The sequence below is a fragment of the Pseudomonas sp. JV449 genome (assembly GCF_032424295.1).
Classification (GTDB): Bacteria; Pseudomonadota; Gammaproteobacteria; order Pseudomonadales; family Pseudomonadaceae; genus Aquipseudomonas; species Aquipseudomonas marginalis.
On the sequence record NZ_VYKD01000001.1, the window covers coordinates 196,000 to 216,163 of the forward strand.

At 57.5% G+C, this 20,164-nt stretch carries 16 protein-coding genes; 8 read left to right on the forward strand and 8 right to left on the reverse strand.

Going from position 1 to position 20,164, the window contains the following annotated elements:
- The first annotated feature begins 244 nt into the window (after positions 1-244).
- From F6S08_RS00865 to F6S08_RS00875, 3 genes are all read left to right on the forward strand, one after another.
- Complete coding sequence (locus tag F6S08_RS00865) at positions 245-751, forward strand: sigma-70 family RNA polymerase sigma factor (protein WP_065926804.1); 507 nt, start codon at positions 245-247, stop codon at positions 749-751.
- Positions 751-1,695, forward strand: a complete 945-nt coding sequence (locus tag F6S08_RS00870) for a FecR domain-containing protein (protein WP_315871160.1) — start codon at positions 751-753, stop codon at positions 1,693-1,695. Before F6S08_RS00865 ends, F6S08_RS00870 begins: the two co-directional genes overlap by 1 nt.
- A gap of 92 nt (positions 1,696-1,787) precedes the next feature.
- A complete protein-coding gene (locus tag F6S08_RS00875) occupies positions 1,788-4,226 on the forward strand; it encodes a TonB-dependent siderophore receptor (RefSeq protein ID WP_315871161.1) in 2,439 nt (812 codons plus the stop codon).
- Positions 4,227-4,286: 60 nt separating this feature from the next.
- On the opposite strand, the gene mnmE is transcribed toward F6S08_RS00875, so the two are convergent.
- From mnmE to rpmH, 5 genes are all read right to left on the reverse strand, one after another.
- A complete protein-coding gene (gene mnmE, locus F6S08_RS00880) occupies positions 4,287-5,657 on the reverse strand; it encodes a tRNA uridine-5-carboxymethylaminomethyl(34) synthesis GTPase MnmE (protein ID WP_074848076.1) in 1,371 nt (456 codons plus the stop codon).
- A gap of 79 nt (positions 5,658-5,736) precedes the next feature.
- Positions 5,737-7,440: a membrane protein insertase YidC gene (gene yidC, locus F6S08_RS00885; protein WP_065926808.1), complete on the reverse strand. Its 1,704-nt coding sequence runs from the start codon at positions 7,438-7,440 to the stop codon at positions 5,737-5,739.
- Positions 7,441-7,442: 2 nt separating this feature from the next.
- A complete protein-coding gene (yidD, locus tag F6S08_RS00890) occupies positions 7,443-7,688 on the reverse strand; it encodes a membrane protein insertion efficiency factor YidD (RefSeq protein ID WP_010207715.1) in 246 nt (81 codons plus the stop codon).
- Positions 7,681-8,085, reverse strand: coding sequence for a ribonuclease P protein component (gene rnpA / locus F6S08_RS00895; protein WP_053128141.1), 405 nt, complete (start codon positions 8,083-8,085; stop codon positions 7,681-7,683). The genes yidD and rnpA overlap by 8 nt, the downstream gene beginning before the upstream one ends.
- Before the next feature lie 16 nt (positions 8,086-8,101).
- Complete coding sequence (rpmH, locus tag F6S08_RS00900) at positions 8,102-8,236, reverse strand: 50S ribosomal protein L34 (RefSeq protein WP_003213577.1); 135 nt, start codon at positions 8,234-8,236, stop codon at positions 8,102-8,104.
- Positions 8,237-8,821: 585 nt separating this feature from the next.
- Here rpmH and dnaA point away from each other — a divergent pair.
- From dnaA to gyrB, 4 genes are read left to right on the forward strand one after another with little or no spacing between them, the layout of a single operon-like run.
- The gene (gene dnaA, locus F6S08_RS00905) at positions 8,822-10,342 is read left to right on the forward strand and encodes a chromosomal replication initiator protein DnaA (protein WP_065926809.1); all 1,521 of its coding nucleotides are present in this window, start codon (positions 8,822-8,824) and stop codon (positions 10,340-10,342) included.
- Between the two features lie 38 nt (positions 10,343-10,380).
- A complete protein-coding gene (gene dnaN / locus F6S08_RS00910; RefSeq protein ID WP_065926810.1) occupies positions 10,381-11,484 on the forward strand; it encodes a DNA polymerase III subunit beta in 1,104 nt (367 codons plus the stop codon).
- 20 nt (positions 11,485-11,504) lie between these two features.
- Positions 11,505-12,608 carry a DNA replication/repair protein RecF gene (gene recF / locus F6S08_RS00915; protein ID WP_315871162.1) on the forward strand — a complete coding sequence of 368 codons (1,104 nt, stop codon included), beginning with the start codon at positions 11,505-11,507 and terminating at the stop codon, positions 12,606-12,608.
- Positions 12,609-12,612: 4 nt separating this feature from the next.
- Positions 12,613-15,030, forward strand: a complete 2,418-nt coding sequence (gene gyrB, locus F6S08_RS00920) for a DNA topoisomerase (ATP-hydrolyzing) subunit B (RefSeq protein ID WP_065926811.1) — start codon at positions 12,613-12,615, stop codon at positions 15,028-15,030.
- A gap of 106 nt (positions 15,031-15,136) precedes the next feature.
- Here gyrB and F6S08_RS00925 read toward each other — a convergent pair whose 3' ends face one another.
- Positions 15,137-15,862, reverse strand: a complete 726-nt coding sequence (locus F6S08_RS00925) for a response regulator transcription factor (RefSeq protein WP_065926812.1) — start codon at positions 15,860-15,862, stop codon at positions 15,137-15,139.
- A 448-nt stretch (positions 15,863-16,310) separates the two neighbouring features.
- Between F6S08_RS00925 and F6S08_RS00930 the strand changes: the two genes are divergently transcribed.
- Positions 16,311-18,593 carry a CHASE2 domain-containing protein gene (locus tag F6S08_RS00930; protein ID WP_074848081.1) on the forward strand — a complete coding sequence of 761 codons (2,283 nt, stop codon included), beginning with the start codon at positions 16,311-16,313 and terminating at the stop codon, positions 18,591-18,593.
- Positions 18,594-18,772: 179 nt separating this feature from the next.
- Here the strand turns inward: F6S08_RS00930 and F6S08_RS00935 are convergent, their stop codons facing one another.
- Both F6S08_RS00935 and gmhB read right to left on the reverse strand, forming a co-directional pair.
- Positions 18,773-19,543, reverse strand: coding sequence for a lysophospholipid acyltransferase family protein (locus tag F6S08_RS00935; protein WP_065926814.1), 771 nt, complete (start codon positions 19,541-19,543; stop codon positions 18,773-18,775).
- Positions 19,544-19,625: 82 nt separating this feature from the next.
- Entirely contained in the window at positions 19,626-20,162 is a 537-nt protein-coding gene (gene gmhB, locus F6S08_RS00940; RefSeq protein ID WP_162494271.1) for a D-glycero-beta-D-manno-heptose 1,7-bisphosphate 7-phosphatase, read from the reverse strand.
- Positions 20,163-20,164 lie beyond the last annotated feature (2 nt).

A 20,164-nucleotide genomic window follows, 5' to 3' on the forward strand; every position in this document is an offset into this window, starting at 1 on the left:
AACAGGTGGTTATCCACAGATGGGTTTTTACTCAGGTTTCGAGCCCTGTTATCAACTGGGCCCACGGGCGGTTATTCACAGGGCTTAATCCACAGAAATCCGTGCAATCGTGTGAATTTCGCCCACGACGAAGCCAACCGAATCTTTCTATTCGGGGGTGAGCACGTCAAAAAGAGATCTATTGTGAGAAAACAGCCAGGCAGTTAATAATAGCGATTATCATTAACTTAGCTTGTCATGCCCTATGTCCCCTTCTTCACACACGGCTGCGGTTCAGAACATCTACGAGCAGCACCACTCCTGGTTGCACGGGTGGCTCAAAGGTAAGTTGCATAACGCCTGCGATGCAGCCGATGTGGCGCACGATACGTTCGTGCGCATTCTGGGTGGGCGGCATGCGGCGCAGATCGTTGAACCGCGTGACTACCTGGCGACCATCGCCAGGGGCCTGGTGATTGACCGTTATCGCCGGCATGCCATCGAACAGGCCTACAAGCAAACCTTGGCCGAACGGCCTGAAGCCACGGCCATCAATGAAGAAGACAAAGCCATCATCATCGAGACGCTGGTGGCTGTGGATAAAGCCCTGTCCGGACTCGGTGAGCGAGCGCGACGGATCTTCCTGTTGTCGCAGATCGAGGGGCTGACTTATCAACAGATCGCCGATGAACTGCAGGTGTCGCTGACCACGGTGAAGAAGCACATGATCCGTGCATTGACTGAATGCTCGCTGATCATGGCCAGCCTGTAATGGCCGCCCCCGATCGCAAGACCTTCGAGGCCGCTGCTCACTGGTATGTACAGTTTCAATCCCAAACGCCTACGGCTGCTGAACGCCTTGCCTGGCAACAATGGCTCAGCGGCGATCCGTCCCATCAGGCGGCGTGGAACCAGATGGAGCAATTGCAGCGCAGTCTCGGCGCCCTGCCCCAGGATTTCACCCGCCGGGCATTGTCGGCCACGCAACAACGTCGTCAGGTATTGAAGTGGATGCTGGTAATGGGCGGTACCGGGTGCCTGGGCTGGAATGTCCAGCAACACACCTCCCTGGGCAATGTATGGGCCGACTACCGGACGTCTGTGGGTGAACGCCGGCGTATCGCATTGGCTGACGGCACGCGGATTGATCTGAATACCAGCACCGCGATTGACGTGATATTCGACGGGCGCCAACGTTTGATCCGGCTGCGTGAAGGTGAAGTACTTATCCACACCGGCAAGTTGGGCGGGCACACGCCCTTTTATGTCGAAACCCGCCAAGGCCGAGTCCAGGCACTGGGTACTCGGTTTACAGTGCGCCAGCTGCCAGATTCCACGCGTGTCGGTGTTCTGAAGGATCGCGTGAGTGTGTCCCCTGGTGACCGGCCCAACCATGCTCGACTGCTCGGTGCCGGTGAAAGCGCTGACTTTGATCGTCAAAACATAGGGCTTGACCACACGTATAGCGGATCCCAGGCAGCCTGGGTCGATGGGCAGCTGATCGTATTGGATGCTCGCCTCGGGGATGTGATCGAAGACCTTTCCCGCTACCGTGCCGGTGTCCTGAAATGCGACTTGGCTAGTGCACACCTACGTGTTTCCGGGACTTTCCGCCTGGATTCCACCGATGCGGTACTGGCGAATCTGCAGGCAACCTTGCCCATTCAGGTGAAATACTTCACTCGCTATTGGGTTTCGGTGGAGCGAATCGCCTGATCGCAAAAAATATCCTCACAAGGGGTTATCTTTTTTTTACCTGGCACGGCCCTAAAGGTAATAACGACGCCACCTTCAGGGCTTACCCACCTATGCGCCTTCGCACCAAGCTCCGCCAGCGACTTTCCTACCACGGTATGACGTGCAGCCTACTGCTCGGCACGGCAGCCACAGCCGGTGTTTTGCTATCCAGTGACGCCATGGCCGCCAGCGCGGTGCAGCATTACGTCATTGCGGCCGGTCCCCTGGACAATGCCTTGAGCCAATTTGCCGCCAGGGCGAATGTGATTCTGTCTTTCTCGCCCCAGCAAACCGCGCGCTTGAATACAACCGGGCTGGAAGGTGACTATTCGGTTGAGCAAGGCTTTGCATTGTTGCTGCAGAACTCGGGGTTACAAGCGGTAGTCCAGGCGCCTGGCAGCTATGTCCTGCAGGCCATTCCTACAGGGCAACTCACGCTCGCGCCCACCACGGTCAGCACTTATCAACAGGCTGGGTTCAATCAGGAGATTGCCGGGGATGTGGGCTACAAAGCGCAAAACAGCCGTATCGGTACCAAGACCAGCACACCTCTGTCGGAAACACCGCGTTCGGTATCGGTCGTCACCGGCCAGCGCATCAAGGACCAGAAGTCGCAGACCCTGACTGAAGTATTGGGCTATGTGCCAGGTATTTTCGCGCCACCCTTTGCTGCTGGCGACGGTCTCGCGGGTGACTTGTTCTTCATCCGCGGTTTCAATGCCACGGATTACGGCTACGGCCTGCTGCGAGATGGCCTGCGCGTACAAGGCAATCGGTACGACACCACCAGTGAGCCTTATGGCCTGGAGCGGGTCGAAATCTTCCGTGGGCCCTCTTCCCTGCTATACGGTGAAAACGCGCCTGGCGGCTTAGTGAACCTGGTGAGCAAACATCCGACTGCCACGCCGCAGGGTGAAGTGCAGCTCGGTTATGGCTCGAATAATCGGCGTCAGTTGGGTGTGGATATCTCTGGTCCACTCAACGATAGCGGCAATATCCTTGGCCGGGTGGTAATGCTCGGCCGCAAGTCTGATACGCAGACTGACCATGTTCCTGATGATCGCCTGTACATCGCGCCTTCATTGACCCTGAATTTCGACGACTTCAACACGCTCACTCTGTTGGCCAATTACCAAAAGGACCACACCAATCTCGAACTCGGCCTACCCGCCGCGGGGACCTTGCTTACAAATCCGAACGGAAAGCTGTCCAAGCACACCATGCTCGGCGACCCGGACTGGAATACGTTCGAACGTGAAGCCTGGAGCAGCGGCTACGAATTCAGCCACAGCTTCAATGATGAGTGGCAGTTCCGCCAGAACTCGCGGTACATGCAATCGCGCATCAACCGTCATGAAACCTGGCCGGGCACATTGAACAATGGCGGTTTCGGCACCCAACTGAACATGACGGCCTACGACCGCTACAACAAATCGATGGTCTACTCCCTGGATAACCAGTTGGAAGGCAAATTCCAGGTCGGGGACCTGGAAAATACGGTGCTGTTCGGCGCCAGTTATGACCGCACCTCGTTCAACCAGGATTGGGACGCAGGCTTCGCCGGCACCATCAATGTGTATAACCCCGTGTACCTGCGTGAGCCGCTTACCCCGGTGGCTGTGCAAAACACCTTGCTTGAGCAGCAGATGAAGGGTGTTTATGCACAAATCCAGAGCAAGTATGACCACTGGTTGTTCCTGCTGGGTGGCCGCCAGGACTGGGTCGACAGTGATTTCCGCGACAAGGTCAACAAGGCCAGCAATACCGGCTCCGAAGACCGCAAGTTTACCTACCAGGGCGGGGTGATGTACCAGTTCGACAACGGCCTGACGCCGTACGTCAGCTACTCCACCGCATTTGTGCCTGTACAGCAGATCTCCAACGCCGGTTCACCGTTGAAGCCGATCACCAGCAGTCAGTACGAAGTGGGTGTGAAGTACGAACCGGTCGGCTGGGATACAGCGATGACCCTGTCGGTGTATGACTTGCGCAAGGAAGATGACACCTACCTCGACGCCACCACCAACAGCTACCGCCAGGTGGGCGAAAGCCGGGCTAAAGGTGCTGAGGTCGAGGTGAACAGCAACATCACGCCCAACCTGAATGTGACCGCAGCCTACACCTACACTGACGCTCGTATTACCAAGGACTCGGCTACCTCGCTGGTCGAGGGGCATCAGATGACGGGGGTTCCGCGCAACCAGGCCTCGATGTGGGGCAAGTACCGCTTCCTCGATGGCCAACTCAAGGGCCTGTCCCTGGGCGGCGGTGTGCGCTATTTCGACAGTACGTTTTCTTACACCCAGCCAAGCCTGTACGGAAAGCTGGATGCTGGGAGCGTCACTCTGGTGGACGCAGCCGTCGGCTATCAGATCGACAAGCACTGGTCAGTGGACGTGAACGCCAAGAACCTGTTCGACAAGGAGTATGTTTCTGGCTGCAACGACGCGGGCCGCTGCTACTGGGGTGACAGTCGTACACTGCTTGGGACTGTTTCGTACAACTGGTGATGGATGATGGCCTGAAGAATCAAAATGCTCTTCAGGCCGCTATCGCTGGCAAGCCTGCTCCTACTTGCCGATACAGAAGCTGGAGAAGATCCGTCCCAACAAATCATCGGAGCTGAATGCGCCGGTGATTTCTCCCAACAGCTGCTGCGCCTGGCGAAGATCCTCAGCCAGCAGCTCCCCCGCCCCCGCCAAGGTCAACTGCGCCCGGCCGTGCTCCAATGCCGCGCTTGCATGGCGCAGCGCCTCCAGGTGCCTGCGGCGCGCACTGAAGCTGCTTTCCGACGTCTGCTCGTAACCCATGCAAGCCTTGAGATGCTCACGCAGCAATTCCAGGCCCTCCCCCGCAGACTTGGCGCTCAGGCTGATAGTGACGTGGCCATCAGCGCTGGTTTCCATCGCAATGGCTTCACCCGTCAGGTCGGCTTTGTTACGAATCAAGGTGACTTTGGCCGGGTCCGGCCGTTGCTCGAGGAATTCCGGCCACAATGCAAAAGGATCCACAGCCTCCGGCGCGGTGGCGTCCACCACCAGCAGTACCCGGTCCGCTTCGCCGATGGCTTTGAGCGCGCGTTCCACGCCGATCTTTTCAACCTGGTCATCGGTATCGCGTAAACCGGCGGTGTCGACGACGTGCAACGGCATGCCATCGATGTGGATATGTTCGCGCAGGATATCCCGGGTGGTGCCGGCGATCTCGGTGACAATGGCTGCTTCACGCCCCGCCAGCGCATTGAGCAGGCTGGATTTGCCGGCATTGGGACGCCCAGCGATCACGACGGTCATCCCGTCTCGCAGCAACGCGCCTTGCCCGGCTTCCCGCAGGACTGTGGATAACTCATCACGGACCTTATCCAGCATCGCCAATACATGGCCATCGGCAAGGAAGTCGATTTCCTCTTCAGGAAAATCAATCGCCGCCTCGACGTAGATGCGCAGGCTGATCAACTGTTCGGTCAAGTTATGCACACGCAGGGAAAAAGCGCCCTGCAGAGAGCGCAGCGCATTGCGTGCAGCTTGCGCAGAACTGGCCTCGATCAAATCGGCAATCGCCTCGGCCTGTGCCAGGTCGAGCTTGTCGTTGAGGAATGCCCGCTCACTGAACTCACCCGGGCGAGCCAGGCGGCAACCCAACTGCAGGCAGCGTTGCAGCAACATATCCAGAACGACCGGGCCGCCGTGCCCCTGCAATTCCAGTACGTCTTCACCCGTGAAGGAGTTGGGTCCCGGGAAATACAGGGCCAGGCCTTCGTCCAATACTTCCTCACCAGAGCCGAGGAAGGGGCCGTAATGGGCATAGCGCGGCTTCAACTCACGCCCGCTGATGGCCTTCGCGGCAATCCCGGCGAGCGGTCCGGAAATACGAACGATACCGACACCGCCGCGACCCTGAGCGGTAGCGACAGCAGCGATGGTTTCACGAGGAGCGCTCATCAGCAGGTTCCAGAATAAAAGTGACGGAAAGCAAAACGCCCCACTAGGGGGCGTCTTGAGTGGTTATCCACAGAGTAAATTACGCCTCGGCTTTTTTGGTAGCCGCTTCGATTTTACGTGTGATGTACCACTGTTGAGAGATCGACAACACGTTGTTGACCACCCAGTACAGAACCAGGCCAGCCGGGAACCACAGGAAGAAGAAGGTGAAGATGATTGGCATCATTTTCATCACCTTGGCCTGCATCGGATCCGGCGGCGTCGGGTTCAGGCGCTGCTGGATAAACATGGTCGCGCCCATGATGATCGGCAGGATAAAGAACGGGTCTTTGATCGACAGGTCAGTTATCCACAGCATGAACGGTGCCTGGCGCATTTCCACGCTTTCCAGGAGTACCCAGTACAGCGACAGGAATACCGGCATCTGTACCAGAATCGGCAAGCATCCACCCAGCGGGTTGATCTTCTCTTTCTTGTACAGCTCCATCATGGCCTGCGACATTTTCTGCCGGTCATCGCCATGTTGTTCTTTCAGCGCGGCCAGTTTAGGCGCCACGGCACGCATACGCGCCATCGACTTGTAGCTGGCGGCCGACAGTGGGAAGAAGATCCCCTTGATCAGCATGGTCAGGAAGATGATCGACCAGCCCCAGTTACCGACGATGCTGTGGATATGTTGCAGCAGCCAGAAGATCGGCTGGGCAATGAACCACAGGATGCCGTAGTCCACAGTCAGTTCCAGACCTGGGGACAACTCTTTCAGCACCGCCTGGCTTTTCGGGCCGGCGTACAGGGTAGCGCTGGTTTCAGCCTTGGCACCTGGAGCCACGGTCAACGCCGGGCCGGTGTAGCCAATGATGTAGTTGCCTTTGCTGTCCTTGCGCGCCAGTACTGCATTGTTCTGGCCGGGCTGAGGAATCCACGCGGTCACAAAGTAGTGTTGCAGCCAGGCTACCCAGCCACCGTTCACGTTATAGGTGATCGGCGCCTTGGTTTTGTCTTCGGCCACTTTATCCATGTCTTTCATGGATACTTTTTTGTACGGCTCCGAACTTGTCCACAGGGCAGCGCCCAGGTAAGTCGCGGTACCCGTCGCAGTGCTGGACGATGGATCGGAACTGGCGTCACGCTTGAGCTGCGCAAACATTGCGCCGGTCCAAGGCTGGGCGCTCTGGTTGTCGATCAAATAGGTGACAACGATGTCGTACAGGCCGCGCTTGAGTGTGAAGCGCTTGATGTAGTTGACGCCGTCCTTGCTGAACTTCAAGTCCACGACCAGTTGGTCTTGGCCATCTGCCAGTTGATAGCTCTTCTTCTCCGCAGAGAAAATCGGACGACCGGTTGCACTCGCATCAGGGCCGTTGGTACCGATCAGGCCACTTTGTGCCTGGTAAACACGTTCGCCACCGTTATCGAACAACTGGAATGGGATTTCCGGGTGATCCTGACGACGCGGATACAGCGGAAGTGTCAGCTTGGCAACATCGCCACCTTGCGGGTCGATAGCCAGGTCCAACACATCCGTCTTGATCTGGATGAGGTCGGTGCTTGCGGCAACTGCAACTTCGGCAGGTGCTTTTGTTTCGCCCGCTGCCCGTGGAATGTCATCACTGGCGGCAGTATTGGTGCCACTTACTGTATCGGGAAGCCCCGCTGGAACAGCATTGGCAGCAACATTCTGAGTCGGCAGGGCAGCCTGGCCATAGTCCTGGTTCCACTTAAGGACCATGACGTAGGACACGATTGCCAGGGCGACGATCAGGATCGTGCGTTTAATATCCATGATTACTCGGCCATCGAAGAAGAACGGGAGGTAGGGATAGGTGGAACCGGGTCATAACCACCGGGATTCCACGGATGACAGCGACCTAAACGACGAAAGGTCAGCCAGCCACCGCGCAGAAGACCATGATTTTCTATGGCCTCTAACGCGTAGCAGGAACAACTGGGGTAGAAACGACAGTGGCTGGCCATCAGAGGACTAATGGCATAGCGATAAAACTGGATCGGAACGAGTGCCAGTTTACGCATCGGTGCTGTCTACCCCTACAGTTTCGGTGCTGACTGCTGGTGCTGGTTTGTTGGTACGCGCCAGACGTTTCCAGAGCTTGCCGAAATGCTGAATCAATTCGGGGTTTTCTACATCCCCCAAGCCTTTGCGCGCGACGATAACAATATCCCAACCAACCAGAGTGTCCTGGTGGAGGCGAAACGATTCGCGCATCAGACGCTTGAGGCGATTGCGCTCAACGGAGAGCTTTACGCTCTTCTTGCCGATCACTAACCCGAGACGGGGGTGATCAAGATCGTTGTTACGCGCAAGGAGCAGGAGATTTTTCCCCGGAACCTTGCCGGTGGGGGAGTCAAAGACTGCCTTGAAGTGCCGGGGGGTTAGCAGACGCTTTTCCCGACTGAAGTCCTGACTCACCACCAGTACCGGATTATCAAACTGCCAGACGCGCACGACCTTTGGCGCGGCGACGCGACAGGACAGCACGGCCGTTCTTGGTAGCCATGCGAGCACGGAAGCCGTGGGTACGGGCGCGTTTGATGGTGCTTGGTTGGAAAGTACGTTTCATGGCGTTGTTACCTGGTTCGTCCACAACGGGCCGGAATGGCCCCCGTTTTAAGAGACCGGCGATTCTAGAGAAAGCAAGCCTCTAGGTCAATTTCCAACCAGCTTTTCCTTCAATTAGATCTTTACGGGCCTCCAGACCTTTTCTTTCCGTTCTGCTTCCATGAGCAATGCCATAGATATAAAAATAAAGAAGGAAGTTATTTAAAGCTTTTCTGTAAAGCTTATAAAAGCTAGGCAGGCCATCCTCTGTGGATAACTGCCTTAAGGCCATATTCCACGTGCTGTACAGAGAATGACAACATGGGGGAGAAGCGGTGCTCTGCCTGTGCTGCGCTGTCGGATAAGCTGTGTGTGGAATGGCATGTTATCCACAGGTCAGTTACCCACAGACTTTCGACCCCACTTGTACAACGAGCTCAGGCCCGCTTATCCACAGAGCTTATGCACAGACCATCTGTCGCATTTTTTGCAGTTAAGGCATTGATTTTGGCTGGCCTGTGAGCAACCTACATGTGGATAAGTGGGCTGCTGGCCGCTACAATGGCGGCTGTTTTTGCCTCACCGGCTTTCAACTTAGGGGATATCCGTGTCAGTGGAACTTTGGCAGCAGTGCGTGGAGCTTTTGCGCGATGAGCTGCCTGCCCAGCAATTCAACACCTGGATCCGCCCGCTACAGGTCGAAGCCGAAGGCGACGAGTTGCGTATCTATGCGCCCAATCGTTTTGTTCTCGACTGGGTCAACGAGAAGTACCTGAGCCGCGTTCTCGAATTGCTGGATGAACACGGCAATGGCCTTGCGCCCGTGCTCTCCTTATTAATAGGCAGCAAACGCAGCTCGGCACCCCGTGCTGCACCGAATGCTCCGCTCGCAGCCAGTGCCTCGCAGGCTCAAGCCCCTGTGGCGCCTGTTAATAACTCGCCAGCGCCGGTTGCCCAGACGCCTTCGAAATCCTCGTCGCAGAACAACGCGCCTATCAATGAAGAGCCGTCCCGCGACAGCTTCGATCCGATGGCGGGTGCCAGTTCCCAGCAGGCTCCGGTCCGCGCCGAGCAGCGCACGGTGCAGGTCGAAGGTGCGCTCAAGCACACCAGCTACCTGAACCGCACGTTCACCTTTGAGAACTTCGTCGAAGGTAAATCCAACCAGCTGGCCCGCGCGGCCGCCTGGCAGGTCGCCGATAACCCCAAGCATGGTTACAACCCGCTCTTCCTTTATGGCGGCGTTGGCTTGGGTAAGACCCACTTGATGCACGCTGTGGGTAACCACCTATTAAAGAAGAACCCGAATGCCAAGGTTGTGTACCTGCACTCGGAGCGTTTCGTGGCAGATATGGTCAAGGCCCTGCAGCTCAATGCGATCAACGAGTTCAAGCGGTTCTACCGCTCCGTTGATGCATTGCTGATCGATGACATTCAATTCTTCGCGCGCAAGGAGCGTTCCCAGGAAGAGTTTTTCCACACCTTCAACGCCCTGCTCGAAGGCGGCCAACAGGTCATCCTGACCAGTGACCGTTACCCGAAGGAAATCGAAGGCCTGGAAGAACGCTTGAAGTCGCGCTTTGGTTGGGGCCTTACCGTTGCGGTAGAGCCGCCGGAGCTGGAAACCCGCGTAGCGATCCTGATGAAAAAGGCCGATCAGGCGAAAGTCGATCTGCCCCACGACGCCGCGTTTTTCATCGCCCAACGCATCCGTTCCAACGTGCGTGAGCTGGAAGGTGCGCTCAAGCGTGTCATCGCGCACTCTCACTTCATGGGCCGGGACATCACCATCGAGCTGATTCGCGAATCCCTGAAAGACTTGCTGGCATTGCAGGACAAACTGGTGAGTGTGGATAACATCCAGCGCACGGTGGCCGAGTACTACAAGATCAAGATTTCCGACTTGCTGTCCAAGCGCCGTTCGCGCTCGGTGGCTCGTCCTCGTCAGGTGGCCATGGCACTCTCCAAGGAGTTGACCAACCATAGCCTGCCGGAAATCGGAGACGTGTTTGGCGGCCGCGACCACACCACGGTCTTGCACGCGTGCCGCAAGATCAACGAACTTAAGGAATCCGACGCGGATATTCGCGAGGACTACAAGAACCTGCTGCGTACACTGACTACTTGATGACACCAGCGCAGCTTATTAAGGCAAGGGACTAGACCATGCATTTCACCATTCAACGCGAAGCCCTGTTGAAACCCCTGCAACTGGTCGCAGGCGTCGTCGAGCGCCGACAGACCTTGCCGGTGCTCTCCAACGTATTGCTGGTGGTCGAAGGCCAGCAATTGTCCCTGACCGGTACCGACCTGGAAGTCGAGCTGGTCGGTCGCGTGCAACTGGAAGAACCCGCTGAACCTGGCGAGATTACAGTACCCGCGCGCAAGCTGATGGACATCTGCAAAAGCCTGCCGAACGACGCGCTGATCGACATCAAGGTTGATGAGCAGAAGTTGGTGGTCAAGGCGGGTCGCAGTCGTTTCACGCTGTCTACTTTGCCGGCCAATGATTTCCCGACTGTGGAAGAGGGCCCAGGCTCACTGACCTGCAGCCTGGAGCAAAGCAAACTGCGCCGTCTGATTGAGCGCACCAGCTTCGCCATGGCCCAGCAGGACGTACGTTACTACCTCAACGGCATGCTGCTGGAGGTGTCGGAAGGCATCATTCGCGCCGTGGCCACTGACGGTCACCGTCTGGCGATGTGCTCGATGCGCGCCGATATCGGTCAACCTGACCGTCACCAGGTGATCGTGCCGCGTAAGGGTATTCTCGAACTGGCGCGCCTGCTCACCGAGCCGGATGGCAATGTCAGCATCGTGCTGGGTCAGCACCATATCCGCGCGACCACCGGCGAGTTCACCTTCACCTCCAAGCTGGTCGACGGCAAGTTCCCGGATTACGAGCGCGTTCTGCCTAAAGGCGGCGACAAGCTGGTGATCGGTGATCGCCAGGCCCTGCGTGAAGCGTTCAGCCGTACTGCGATCCTGTCCAACGAGAAGTACCGGGGCATTCGTCTGCAACTGGCCAACGGTCAGTTGAAAATCCAGGCCAATAACCCGGAGCAGGAAGAAGCGGAAGAGGAAGTGGGCGTCGATTACAACGGCGGCACTTTGGAAATCGGCTTCAACGTGAGCTACTTGCTGGACGTGCTGGGTGTGATGACCACCGAACAGGTTCGCCTCATCCTGTCCGACTCCAACAGCAGCGCCCTGGTGCAGGAATCCGATAATGACGACTCGGCTTACGTCGTTATGCCGATGCGCCTGTAATCATGCCCAGCAGAAGCTAGATGTCCCTTAGTCGCGTCTCGGTCACCGCGGTGCGCAATTTGCACCCGGTGACCTTCTCCCCCTCCCCCCGCATCAATATCCTCCACGGCGCCAACGGCAGTGGCAAAACCAGCGTGCTGGAAGCCATCCACTTGCTAGGGCTTGCCCGTTCCTTTCGCAGTGCCCGCTTGTTGCCGGTGATTCAGTACGAACAACTGGCCTGCACGGTATTTGGCCAAGTCGAACTGGCAGAAGGTGGGCACAGCAGCCTGGGGATTTCTCGTGATCGCGGCGGTGAGTTCCAGATTCGCATCGACGGGCAAAACGCTCGCAGTGCTGCGCAACTGGCAGAGATCCTGCCGTTGCAACTGATCAATCCTGACAGCTTCCGCTTGTTGGAAGGCGCGCCAAAGATCCGCAGGCAGTTTCTCGACTGGGGAGTGTTCCACGTGGAACCGCGATTCATGGCCACGTGGCAGCGCCTGCAGAAGGCCCTGCGGCAGCGGAACTCATGGCTGCGGCATGGTACACTTGACGCCGCTTCGCAAGCGGCCTGGGACCGGGAACTGTGCCTGGCCAGCGATGAAATAGATGAATACCGCCGCGCCTATATCAAAGCCTTGAAACCAGTCTTTGAGCAGACCTTGAGTGAGTTGTTGGATCTCGAGGGGCTGACGCTGAGTTACTACCGTGGCTGGGACAAAGACCGTGAGCTGAGTGCAGTGCTCGCGACGTCCCAGCAGCGGGATCAGCAAATTGGCCATACCCAGGCCGGACCCCAACGGGCAGATTTGCGTCTTAGATTAGGCGCACATAATGCTGCGGATATCTTGTCCCGCGGCCAGCAGAAGTTGGTGGTGTGTGCACTGCGGATCGCCCAGGGGCATCTGGTTAGCCAAGCCCGACGTGGTCAGTGTATTTATCTGGTGGATGACTTGCCGTCTGAACTCGACGAGCAACACCGCCGTGCGTTATGCCGCTTGTTGGAAGACTTACGCTGCCAGGTGTTTATCACCTGTGTAGACCACGAATTATTGAGGGAAGGCTGGCAGACGGAAACGCCAGTCGCTTTGTTCCACGTGGAACAAGGCCGTATCACCCAGACCCACGACCATCGGGAGTGAAGGCATGAGCGAAGAAAACACGTACGACTCGACCAGCATTAAAGTGCTGAAAGGTTTGGATGCCGTACGCAAACGTCCCGGTATGTACATTGGCGACACTGATGACGGTAGCGGTCTGCACCACATGGTGTTCGAGGTGGTCGACAACTCCATCGACGAAGCTTTGGCCGGTCACTGCGACGACATCAGCATCATCATCCATCCGGACGAATCCATTACTGTGCGCGACAACGGTCGCGGCATCCCGGTAGATGTGCACAAAGAAGAAGGTGTTTCGGCGGCAGAGGTCATCATGACCGTGCTCCACGCCGGCGGTAAGTTCGACGACAACTCCTATAAAGTCTCCGGTGGTCTGCACGGTGTGGGTGTGTCGGTGGTGAACGCTCTTTCCGAAGAGCTGATCCTGACCGTTCGCCGCAGTGGCAAGATCTGGGAGCAGACCTACGTCCACGGTGTGCCACAGGAGCCGATGAAAATCGTTGGTGACAGTGAAAGCACCGGTACCCAGATCCATTTCAAGCCATCGGCTGATACCTTCAAGAACATCCACTTCAGCTGGGACATCCTGGCCAAGCGGATTCGTGAATTGTCCTTCCTCAACTCCGGTGTCGGCATCGTCCTCAAGGATGAGCGCAGCGGCAAGGAAGAGCTGTTCAAATACGAAGGCGGCTTGCGTGCGTTCGTTGAATACCTGAACACCAACAAGACTGCGGTCAACCAGGTGTTCCACTTCAACATCCAGCGTGAAGACGGCATCGGCGTTGAAATCGCCCTGCAATGGAACGACAGCTTCAACGAGAACCTGTTGTGCTTCACCAACAACATTCCACAGCGTGACGGTGGTACTCACTTGGTGGGTTTCCGTTCGGCGCTGACACGTAACCTGAACACCTATATCGAAGCCGAAGGCCTGGCGAAGAAGCATAAGGTCGCCACCACCGGTGACGATGCCCGTGAAGGCCTGACCGCAATCATCTCGGTGAAAGTGCCGGACCCTAAGTTCAGCTCCCAGACCAAAGACAAGCTGGTGTCTTCCGAAGTGAAAACTGCGGTTGAACAAGAGATGGGTAAGTACTTCTCCGACTTCCTGCTGGAAAACCCGAACGAAGCCAAGCTGGTTGTCGGCAAGATGATCGATGCCGCGCGTGCCCGTGAAGCGGCGCGTAAAGCCCGTGAGATGACCCGCCGTAAAGGTGCGCTGGATATTGCCGGCTTGCCAGGCAAACTGGCTGACTGCCAGGAGAAGGACCCTGCCCTCTCCGAACTGTACCTGGTGGAAGGTGACTCTGCTGGCGGTTCCGCCAAGCAGGGTCGTAACCGTCGCACCCAGGCCATCCTGCCGTTGAAGGGTAAGATCCTCAACGTGGAGAAGGCTCGTTTCGACAAGATGATTTCCTCCCAGGAAGTCGGCACCTTGATCACGGCACTGGGCTGCGGTATTGGCCGAGACGAGTACAACATCGACAAGCTGCGCTATCACAACATCATCATCATGACCGATGCTGACGTCGACGGTTCGCACATCCGTACCCTGCTGCTGACATTCTTCTTCCGTCAGTTGCCGGAGCTGATCGAGCGTGGCTACATCTACATCGCCCAGCCGCCGTTGTACAAAGTGAAGAAAGGCAAGCAAGAACAGTACATCAAAGACGACGACGCCATGGAAGAGTACATGACGCAGTCGGCCCTGGAAGATGCCAGCCTGCACTTGAACGACGAAGCCCCGGGGATCTCCGGTGAGGCGCTGGAGCGTCTGGTTAACGACTTCCGTATGGTGATGAAGACACTCAAGCGCCTGTCGCGCCTGTACCCACAGGAATTAACCGAGCACTTCATCTACCTGCCGTCCGTAAGCCTGGAGCAGTTGGGCGACCACGCACACATGCAGGAATGGCTGGCCCAGTACGAAGTGCGCCTACGCACTGTCGAAAAATCCGGCCTGGTGTACAAAGCCAGCCTGCGTGAAGACCGTGAACGTAACGTCTGGCTGCCAGAGGTCGAATTGATCTCCCACGGCCTGTCGAACTACGTCACCTTCAACCGCGACTTCTTCGGCAGCAACGACTACAAGACCGTTGTGACCCTCGGCGCGCAACTGAGCACCCTGCTGGACGACGGTGCTTATATTCAGCGTGGCGAGCGTAAGAAAGCGGTCAAGGAGTTCAAGGAAGCCCTGGACTGGTTGATGGCGGAAAGCACCAAGCGCCATACGATCCAGCGATACAAAGGTCTGGGCGAAATGAACCCGGATCAACTGTGGGAAACCACCATGGACCCAGCCCAGCGCCGTATGCTGCGCGTAACCATCGAAGATGCCATTGGCGCAGACCAGATCTTCAACACCCTGATGGGTGATGCGGTCGAACCTCGCCGTGACTTCATCGAGAGCAATGCCCTGGCAGTGTCTAACCTGGATTTCTGATCCAGGCACGACGCGCAAAATAAAAAAGGCCAACGTTATGCGTTGGCCTTTTTTATTGCGTGGAAATCATCTTCCGCAAAATGCTCCACGTGGAACATCGTGTTTTTTATCCATGAGAAGAAGCCGCCGCCACACTCTCCAATCGATACCCATACCCATAGATCGTCAACAACTGCCAACCTCTATCAGCGGTAAGCCCGAGCTTGTTGCGTAGCCGATAGATATGCGTATCCAGCGGCCGCGAGGACACCATTTCTTCATGGGTCCAGAACCGCTCATAAAGATACTCACGCGACAGCGGCCGAGCCAGATTGGCGAACAAGCAGCTCGCCAGGCGGTATTCGCGCTCGGTAAGGTTGATCGGTTTGCCTGCGCGTGTGACGGTCAACTCTGCATCGTCGAAGGTCAGGTCGTTGAAACTCTGCACTTCAGGGGTTGCCGATCTCTGCAGGCCATGCCGACGTAGAACGGCTGTCACTCGTGCCTTCAGTTCGTTAGGACGAAAGGGTTTGCTGACGTAGTCGTCGGCCCCGCTGTTCAATGCGCTGACGATATCGCTTTCGGCATCACGGCTGGTGAGCATGATGACTGCCGGTGGCGACTCCATGTGTTCACGGGTCCAGCGCAGTAAGGCAATACCGGTGATGTCGGGCAGTTGCCAGTCGAGTATCAGCAGGTCGAAGGTCTCCCGACGCAACTGACGCAGCAGGTCTTCGCCGCGCTCGAAGCAATGCAGTGCCCAGGGTTGTTCGGCGGTGCTGGGGATTTGTCGCAGTGTCTGTTCCACCCGTCGCAATTCAGCGGGTTCGTCATCCAGTATTGCGACACGCATGGGTGGGTCCTTTCTTCTCGAAGAGTACGGCAGTCGTATTGAAGGGCACGTACTGCGCAGATGCCGGTCAATGAATCTGAAGAATTGTGCTCAGGTTCGTCGACCCCTTGGATCTCTCGGTACGCTGGGATCAATAAGCGAATACGCCATTGAAAGCTCTCCATACCTATGTGGGAAAGATACCGGCTCCAGGCGTTAAGGAAAAGGATCAGCCGACGCGTGCGCTGTCGTAAACTCCTGCGCCCCGATAGTGGATGCCCTTTGGAGTTCCCGCCGTTATGAACATCCAGCAGGAATTTTTTTCCACCGCGTCGAAAATGAGCTTCACTGGGCTCAACGCGTCGTTCTATCACGTACGTGTGTCGGCTTACGCCGTGCAACGCCTGAGGAGGAATCGGGGGTCTATGCCATCTTCTATCGCACGCCAACAACTCAGGCGCGTTGATCCATGACGCTCTGGGGAAAGGCCGAAAAGCGCCAACCCACCCATGCCCAGCGCCTGTTCCACGGTCTGGTACGTGAGTGGTTATGGATCGGTTTGCTGCTGTTGCCAATCACTGCCTACCTCTCGATGAGTCCTGGCCTGGCCTTGAACAACCCGCTATACGACAGCCTTCGACGTCTGGCGCCCCTGCCGGTGGATCCGCGCATCCTGCTGGTGACCATCGATGACCCTAGCCTGAAGAAACTCGGCCAGTGGCCCTGGCCGCGTAGTGTGCACGCCGACCTGATCGATCGCCTGAGCGCGGCGCAGCCGGCCGGTATCCTGTTTGATGTGATCTTCAGCGAGCCCGGTAACCCGGTCAATGACAAGCGCCTGGCCGACGCGGTGTGCAACGCCGGCAACGTATTGTTGCCCTTGGCTCGTGACGATTCGGCCAGCTACAGCCAGTCTGGGGCACAAATGCTGTCACTGCTCAAATGTGCCAAGGGTGTCGGGCATATCAATGTGGAGGCGGATAGCGATGGCGTGGTCCGCAGGCTGTATATGCGGGAGGGGCCAGCCGGTGCCACGGCGCTTCAGTTAGCGTGGCTGGCTTTCGCGATGAGTGGGCAATCGGCCGAGATGCCCGGGGAACCTCTGCCATCGATCACCCAGGATTGGCACCGGGAGCATGCGGTCCGTATCCCGTTTATTGCTGCCGACACCCATTTCCCGAGCGTGTCTTATGTCAGCGTATTACGTGGTGAGGTCCCTCCCGAGCGGTTGCGGGGCCGTCTGATTCTGGTGGGGGCGACAGCGTCGGGTATGGGCGATCGCTTTGTCACACCGCTCTCTCCTATGGCCGGCACCACAGCGGGTGTGGAGATCCAGGCCAATGTGCTCAATGGCTTGCTGCAAGATCGAAGTATTGTGGACTTGCCCGGCTGGCTGGCCGCACTGATCGCAACGTCCCTGGTGGCGATGTTGCTGGGCCTGCTGCTCTACCGCCCACGCTATGCGCTGTGGATGACCCTGGGGTGCATGTGCATGGCCTTGGTGGGTTCAGCGGCCTTGTTGCGCCTGGGCTACTGGTGGTCGCCTGCGGCCTGCTTGATCGGTTTGCTGCTCAGCTATCTGATCTGGAACTGGCGGCGTCTCAGCGTGATCCTGGCCTACTTCGGCTGGGAATTGACGCGCCTGGATAACGAACCCAAAGTCTTGCCCGAGCGCCGCCGTGCACCCGCCAATAAGGGTGACGTATTGCAGGGCCGTATCTTTGCCTTGGAGCAAGCCGTCAGTCGTACGCGGGACACCCGACGGTTTATGGCCGATGGATTGGAATGCCTGCCGGTGGCGACGTTGATCACAGACACCCAGGGTAATGTCCTGTTGGCCAACCGCATCGCCCGGGAAGTGTTCGGCAATGACTTGATCAACCATAACCTTCTGGAGCAACTGGCCGACCTGGGTTATCCACCGCTGCACAATGGCGTACGCCCCCCCCTCTCGACACTGGAACTCGTTGAGTTTCGTGATATCCATCAACGCAGCCTGCGCATGGAACTTGCCCCCTTGCTGCCGGCCGAAGGGGATGTCGCGCTTGGCTGGCTGTTGAGCCTTACTGATCTGAGCAAGGAACGCGAGGCCCAGCAGCATCGGGAAACCATGCTGCGTTTCCTCTCTCACGACTTGCGTGCACCCCACTCGGCGATCCTCGCCCTGTTGGATGTGCACGGCAGTGAGTCGCCGATATTTGCCCAGATAGAGCAACAAGTACGCCGCGCCTTGAGCCTGACCGAATCATTTGTGCAACTGGCGAGGGCTGAGGCCGATGGCTACCAGTTCGAGCCTACGCTGTTCGCCATGCTGGTAATGGATGCCTTTGATCAAGTGGCCGTGATCGCCCAGCTCAAGGGGATTCACCTGGTCCACGATCTGGACGAGGCCGACGAAGGGATGGTGTCAGCCGATCAATCGCTGCTCACCCGCGCATTGTTCAATGTGCTGGAGAACGCGATCAAATATTCCCCGTCCGGTACCACTGTCCGGCTGCGACACAGCAGCGCGCAAGGCTGGTTGGAATGCCGCATCAGCGACCAGGGCCCAGGGATAGCCGCCGAGGATTTGCCTGAACTGTTCAGCCAGTACAAACGCTTTGACTCGGCCCAAGGCAGCGAAGGGCTGGGGTTGGGACTGAGCATGGTCAAGGCGGTGGTGGAGCGTCATGGGGGCCGTATCGAGTGTGAAAGCACCGTGGGCAAAGGCACCTCTTTCAGCCTGCAGCTGCCCTTGCTGGACGACGGCTAAAACGTACCTTTGTGCTGTGCATAAAAAACCGGTCTCAAGGACCGGTTTTTTAATGCGGAAAAAACTTATGCACGTTTTTTGCGGTTTTGATGGATTTGGAAATATCTAACTAAATCAACTTATTAGGACCAAAAAAAGCCAATTCGCCAACAAAGCGTACACAGGTTATCCACAGATGCTCATACCACCGGCGTCTCCACCACAATCGGCTCCGGCGGCAGGGAACCCATGGCCCGCTGCTGCGCTTCATTCCATGCCTGGGCACGGTCATTCAGCGCGGCAATGGCGCGTGGGCCTTCCCCTTCTGCGTACATTGGCTCGCCTATCACCACAGTGATGGTGCCCGCGCGTTTTGCCCAGCCCGCCTTCGGCCAGAACTTGCCAGCGTTATGCGCAATCGGCAGCACCGGCAGGTTGGCGTTGACTGCCAATGCGGTACCGCCGCGAGAGAACTTGCCTACTGTCCCAAAGGGTACCCGCGTACCTTCCGGGAAGATCAGCACCCACACGCCATCCTTGAGCAGTTCATCGCCCTTCTTGGCGACGTGCTTGAGCGCCGCCTTGGGGTTGTCACGGTCGATGGCGATCGGGCGCAACATGGCCATGGCCCAGCCGAAGAACGGCACGTACAACAGCTCGCGCTTGAGCACCTGGCTCAATGGCGAGAAGTAAGCCGAGAGGAAGAAGGTCTCCCAGGTGCTCTGGTGGTTCGACAGAATCACACACGGCTGGTCCGGTACGTTTTCAGCGCCCTTGATCTCGAAGCGAATGTTCAGGAACACCTTGGTCAGCCACAACGCGCAGCGGCACCAATAGACGTTGATAAAGCGATAGCGCGCCTTGAACGGCAGGAACGGCGCAATAAAAAAGCTCAGGGTGCACCAGAGAAACGAACTGGTGCCCAGCAGCAGGTAAAAGAAAAAGGTTCTGATGGCCTGCAAAATCGACATGGCGGCATTTACCGTTGCGGGACATGGCCCGCCTGTTAAAAGCGCACTCCCGAACAGTCCTTGGCCAGGAAGTCGAGGGCGGCTAGTTGTTGATAAGTTCTGCGGCAACCGCCGCCAGATCGTCAAAAATCAAGGTGCCTACCGGCAGGTTTTTCGCCTGGGTCTTTTCGCCTTTCCCGGTCTTTACCAAAACTGGCTGAGAGTCGACGGCTTTGGCCGCCTCCAGGTCACCGAGGCTGTCCCCGACGAACCATATCCCAGCCAAGGGCACCTTGTAATGTTCTGCAATGATTTTCAACATGCCAGGCTTGGGTTTGCGGCAATCGCAGCCCTCATCCGGCCCGTGAGGGCAATACACCACCAGCCCCACTTCCCCGCCCTGCTCCGCCACCAGGGTGCGCAAGCGTGCGTGCATGGCGTCCAGGGTGGCGATGTCGTAATAGCCGCGGGCGATGCCGGACTGGTTGGTGGCGATGGCCACCGTCCAGCCGGCTTTGCTCAACTGCGCGATGGCCTCGATCGAACCGGGCAGTGGAATCCATTCCGCCACCGACTTGATGTAAGCGTCGGAGTCGTAGTTGATCACCCCGTCCCGATCGAGAATCAGCAGTTTCAACATGG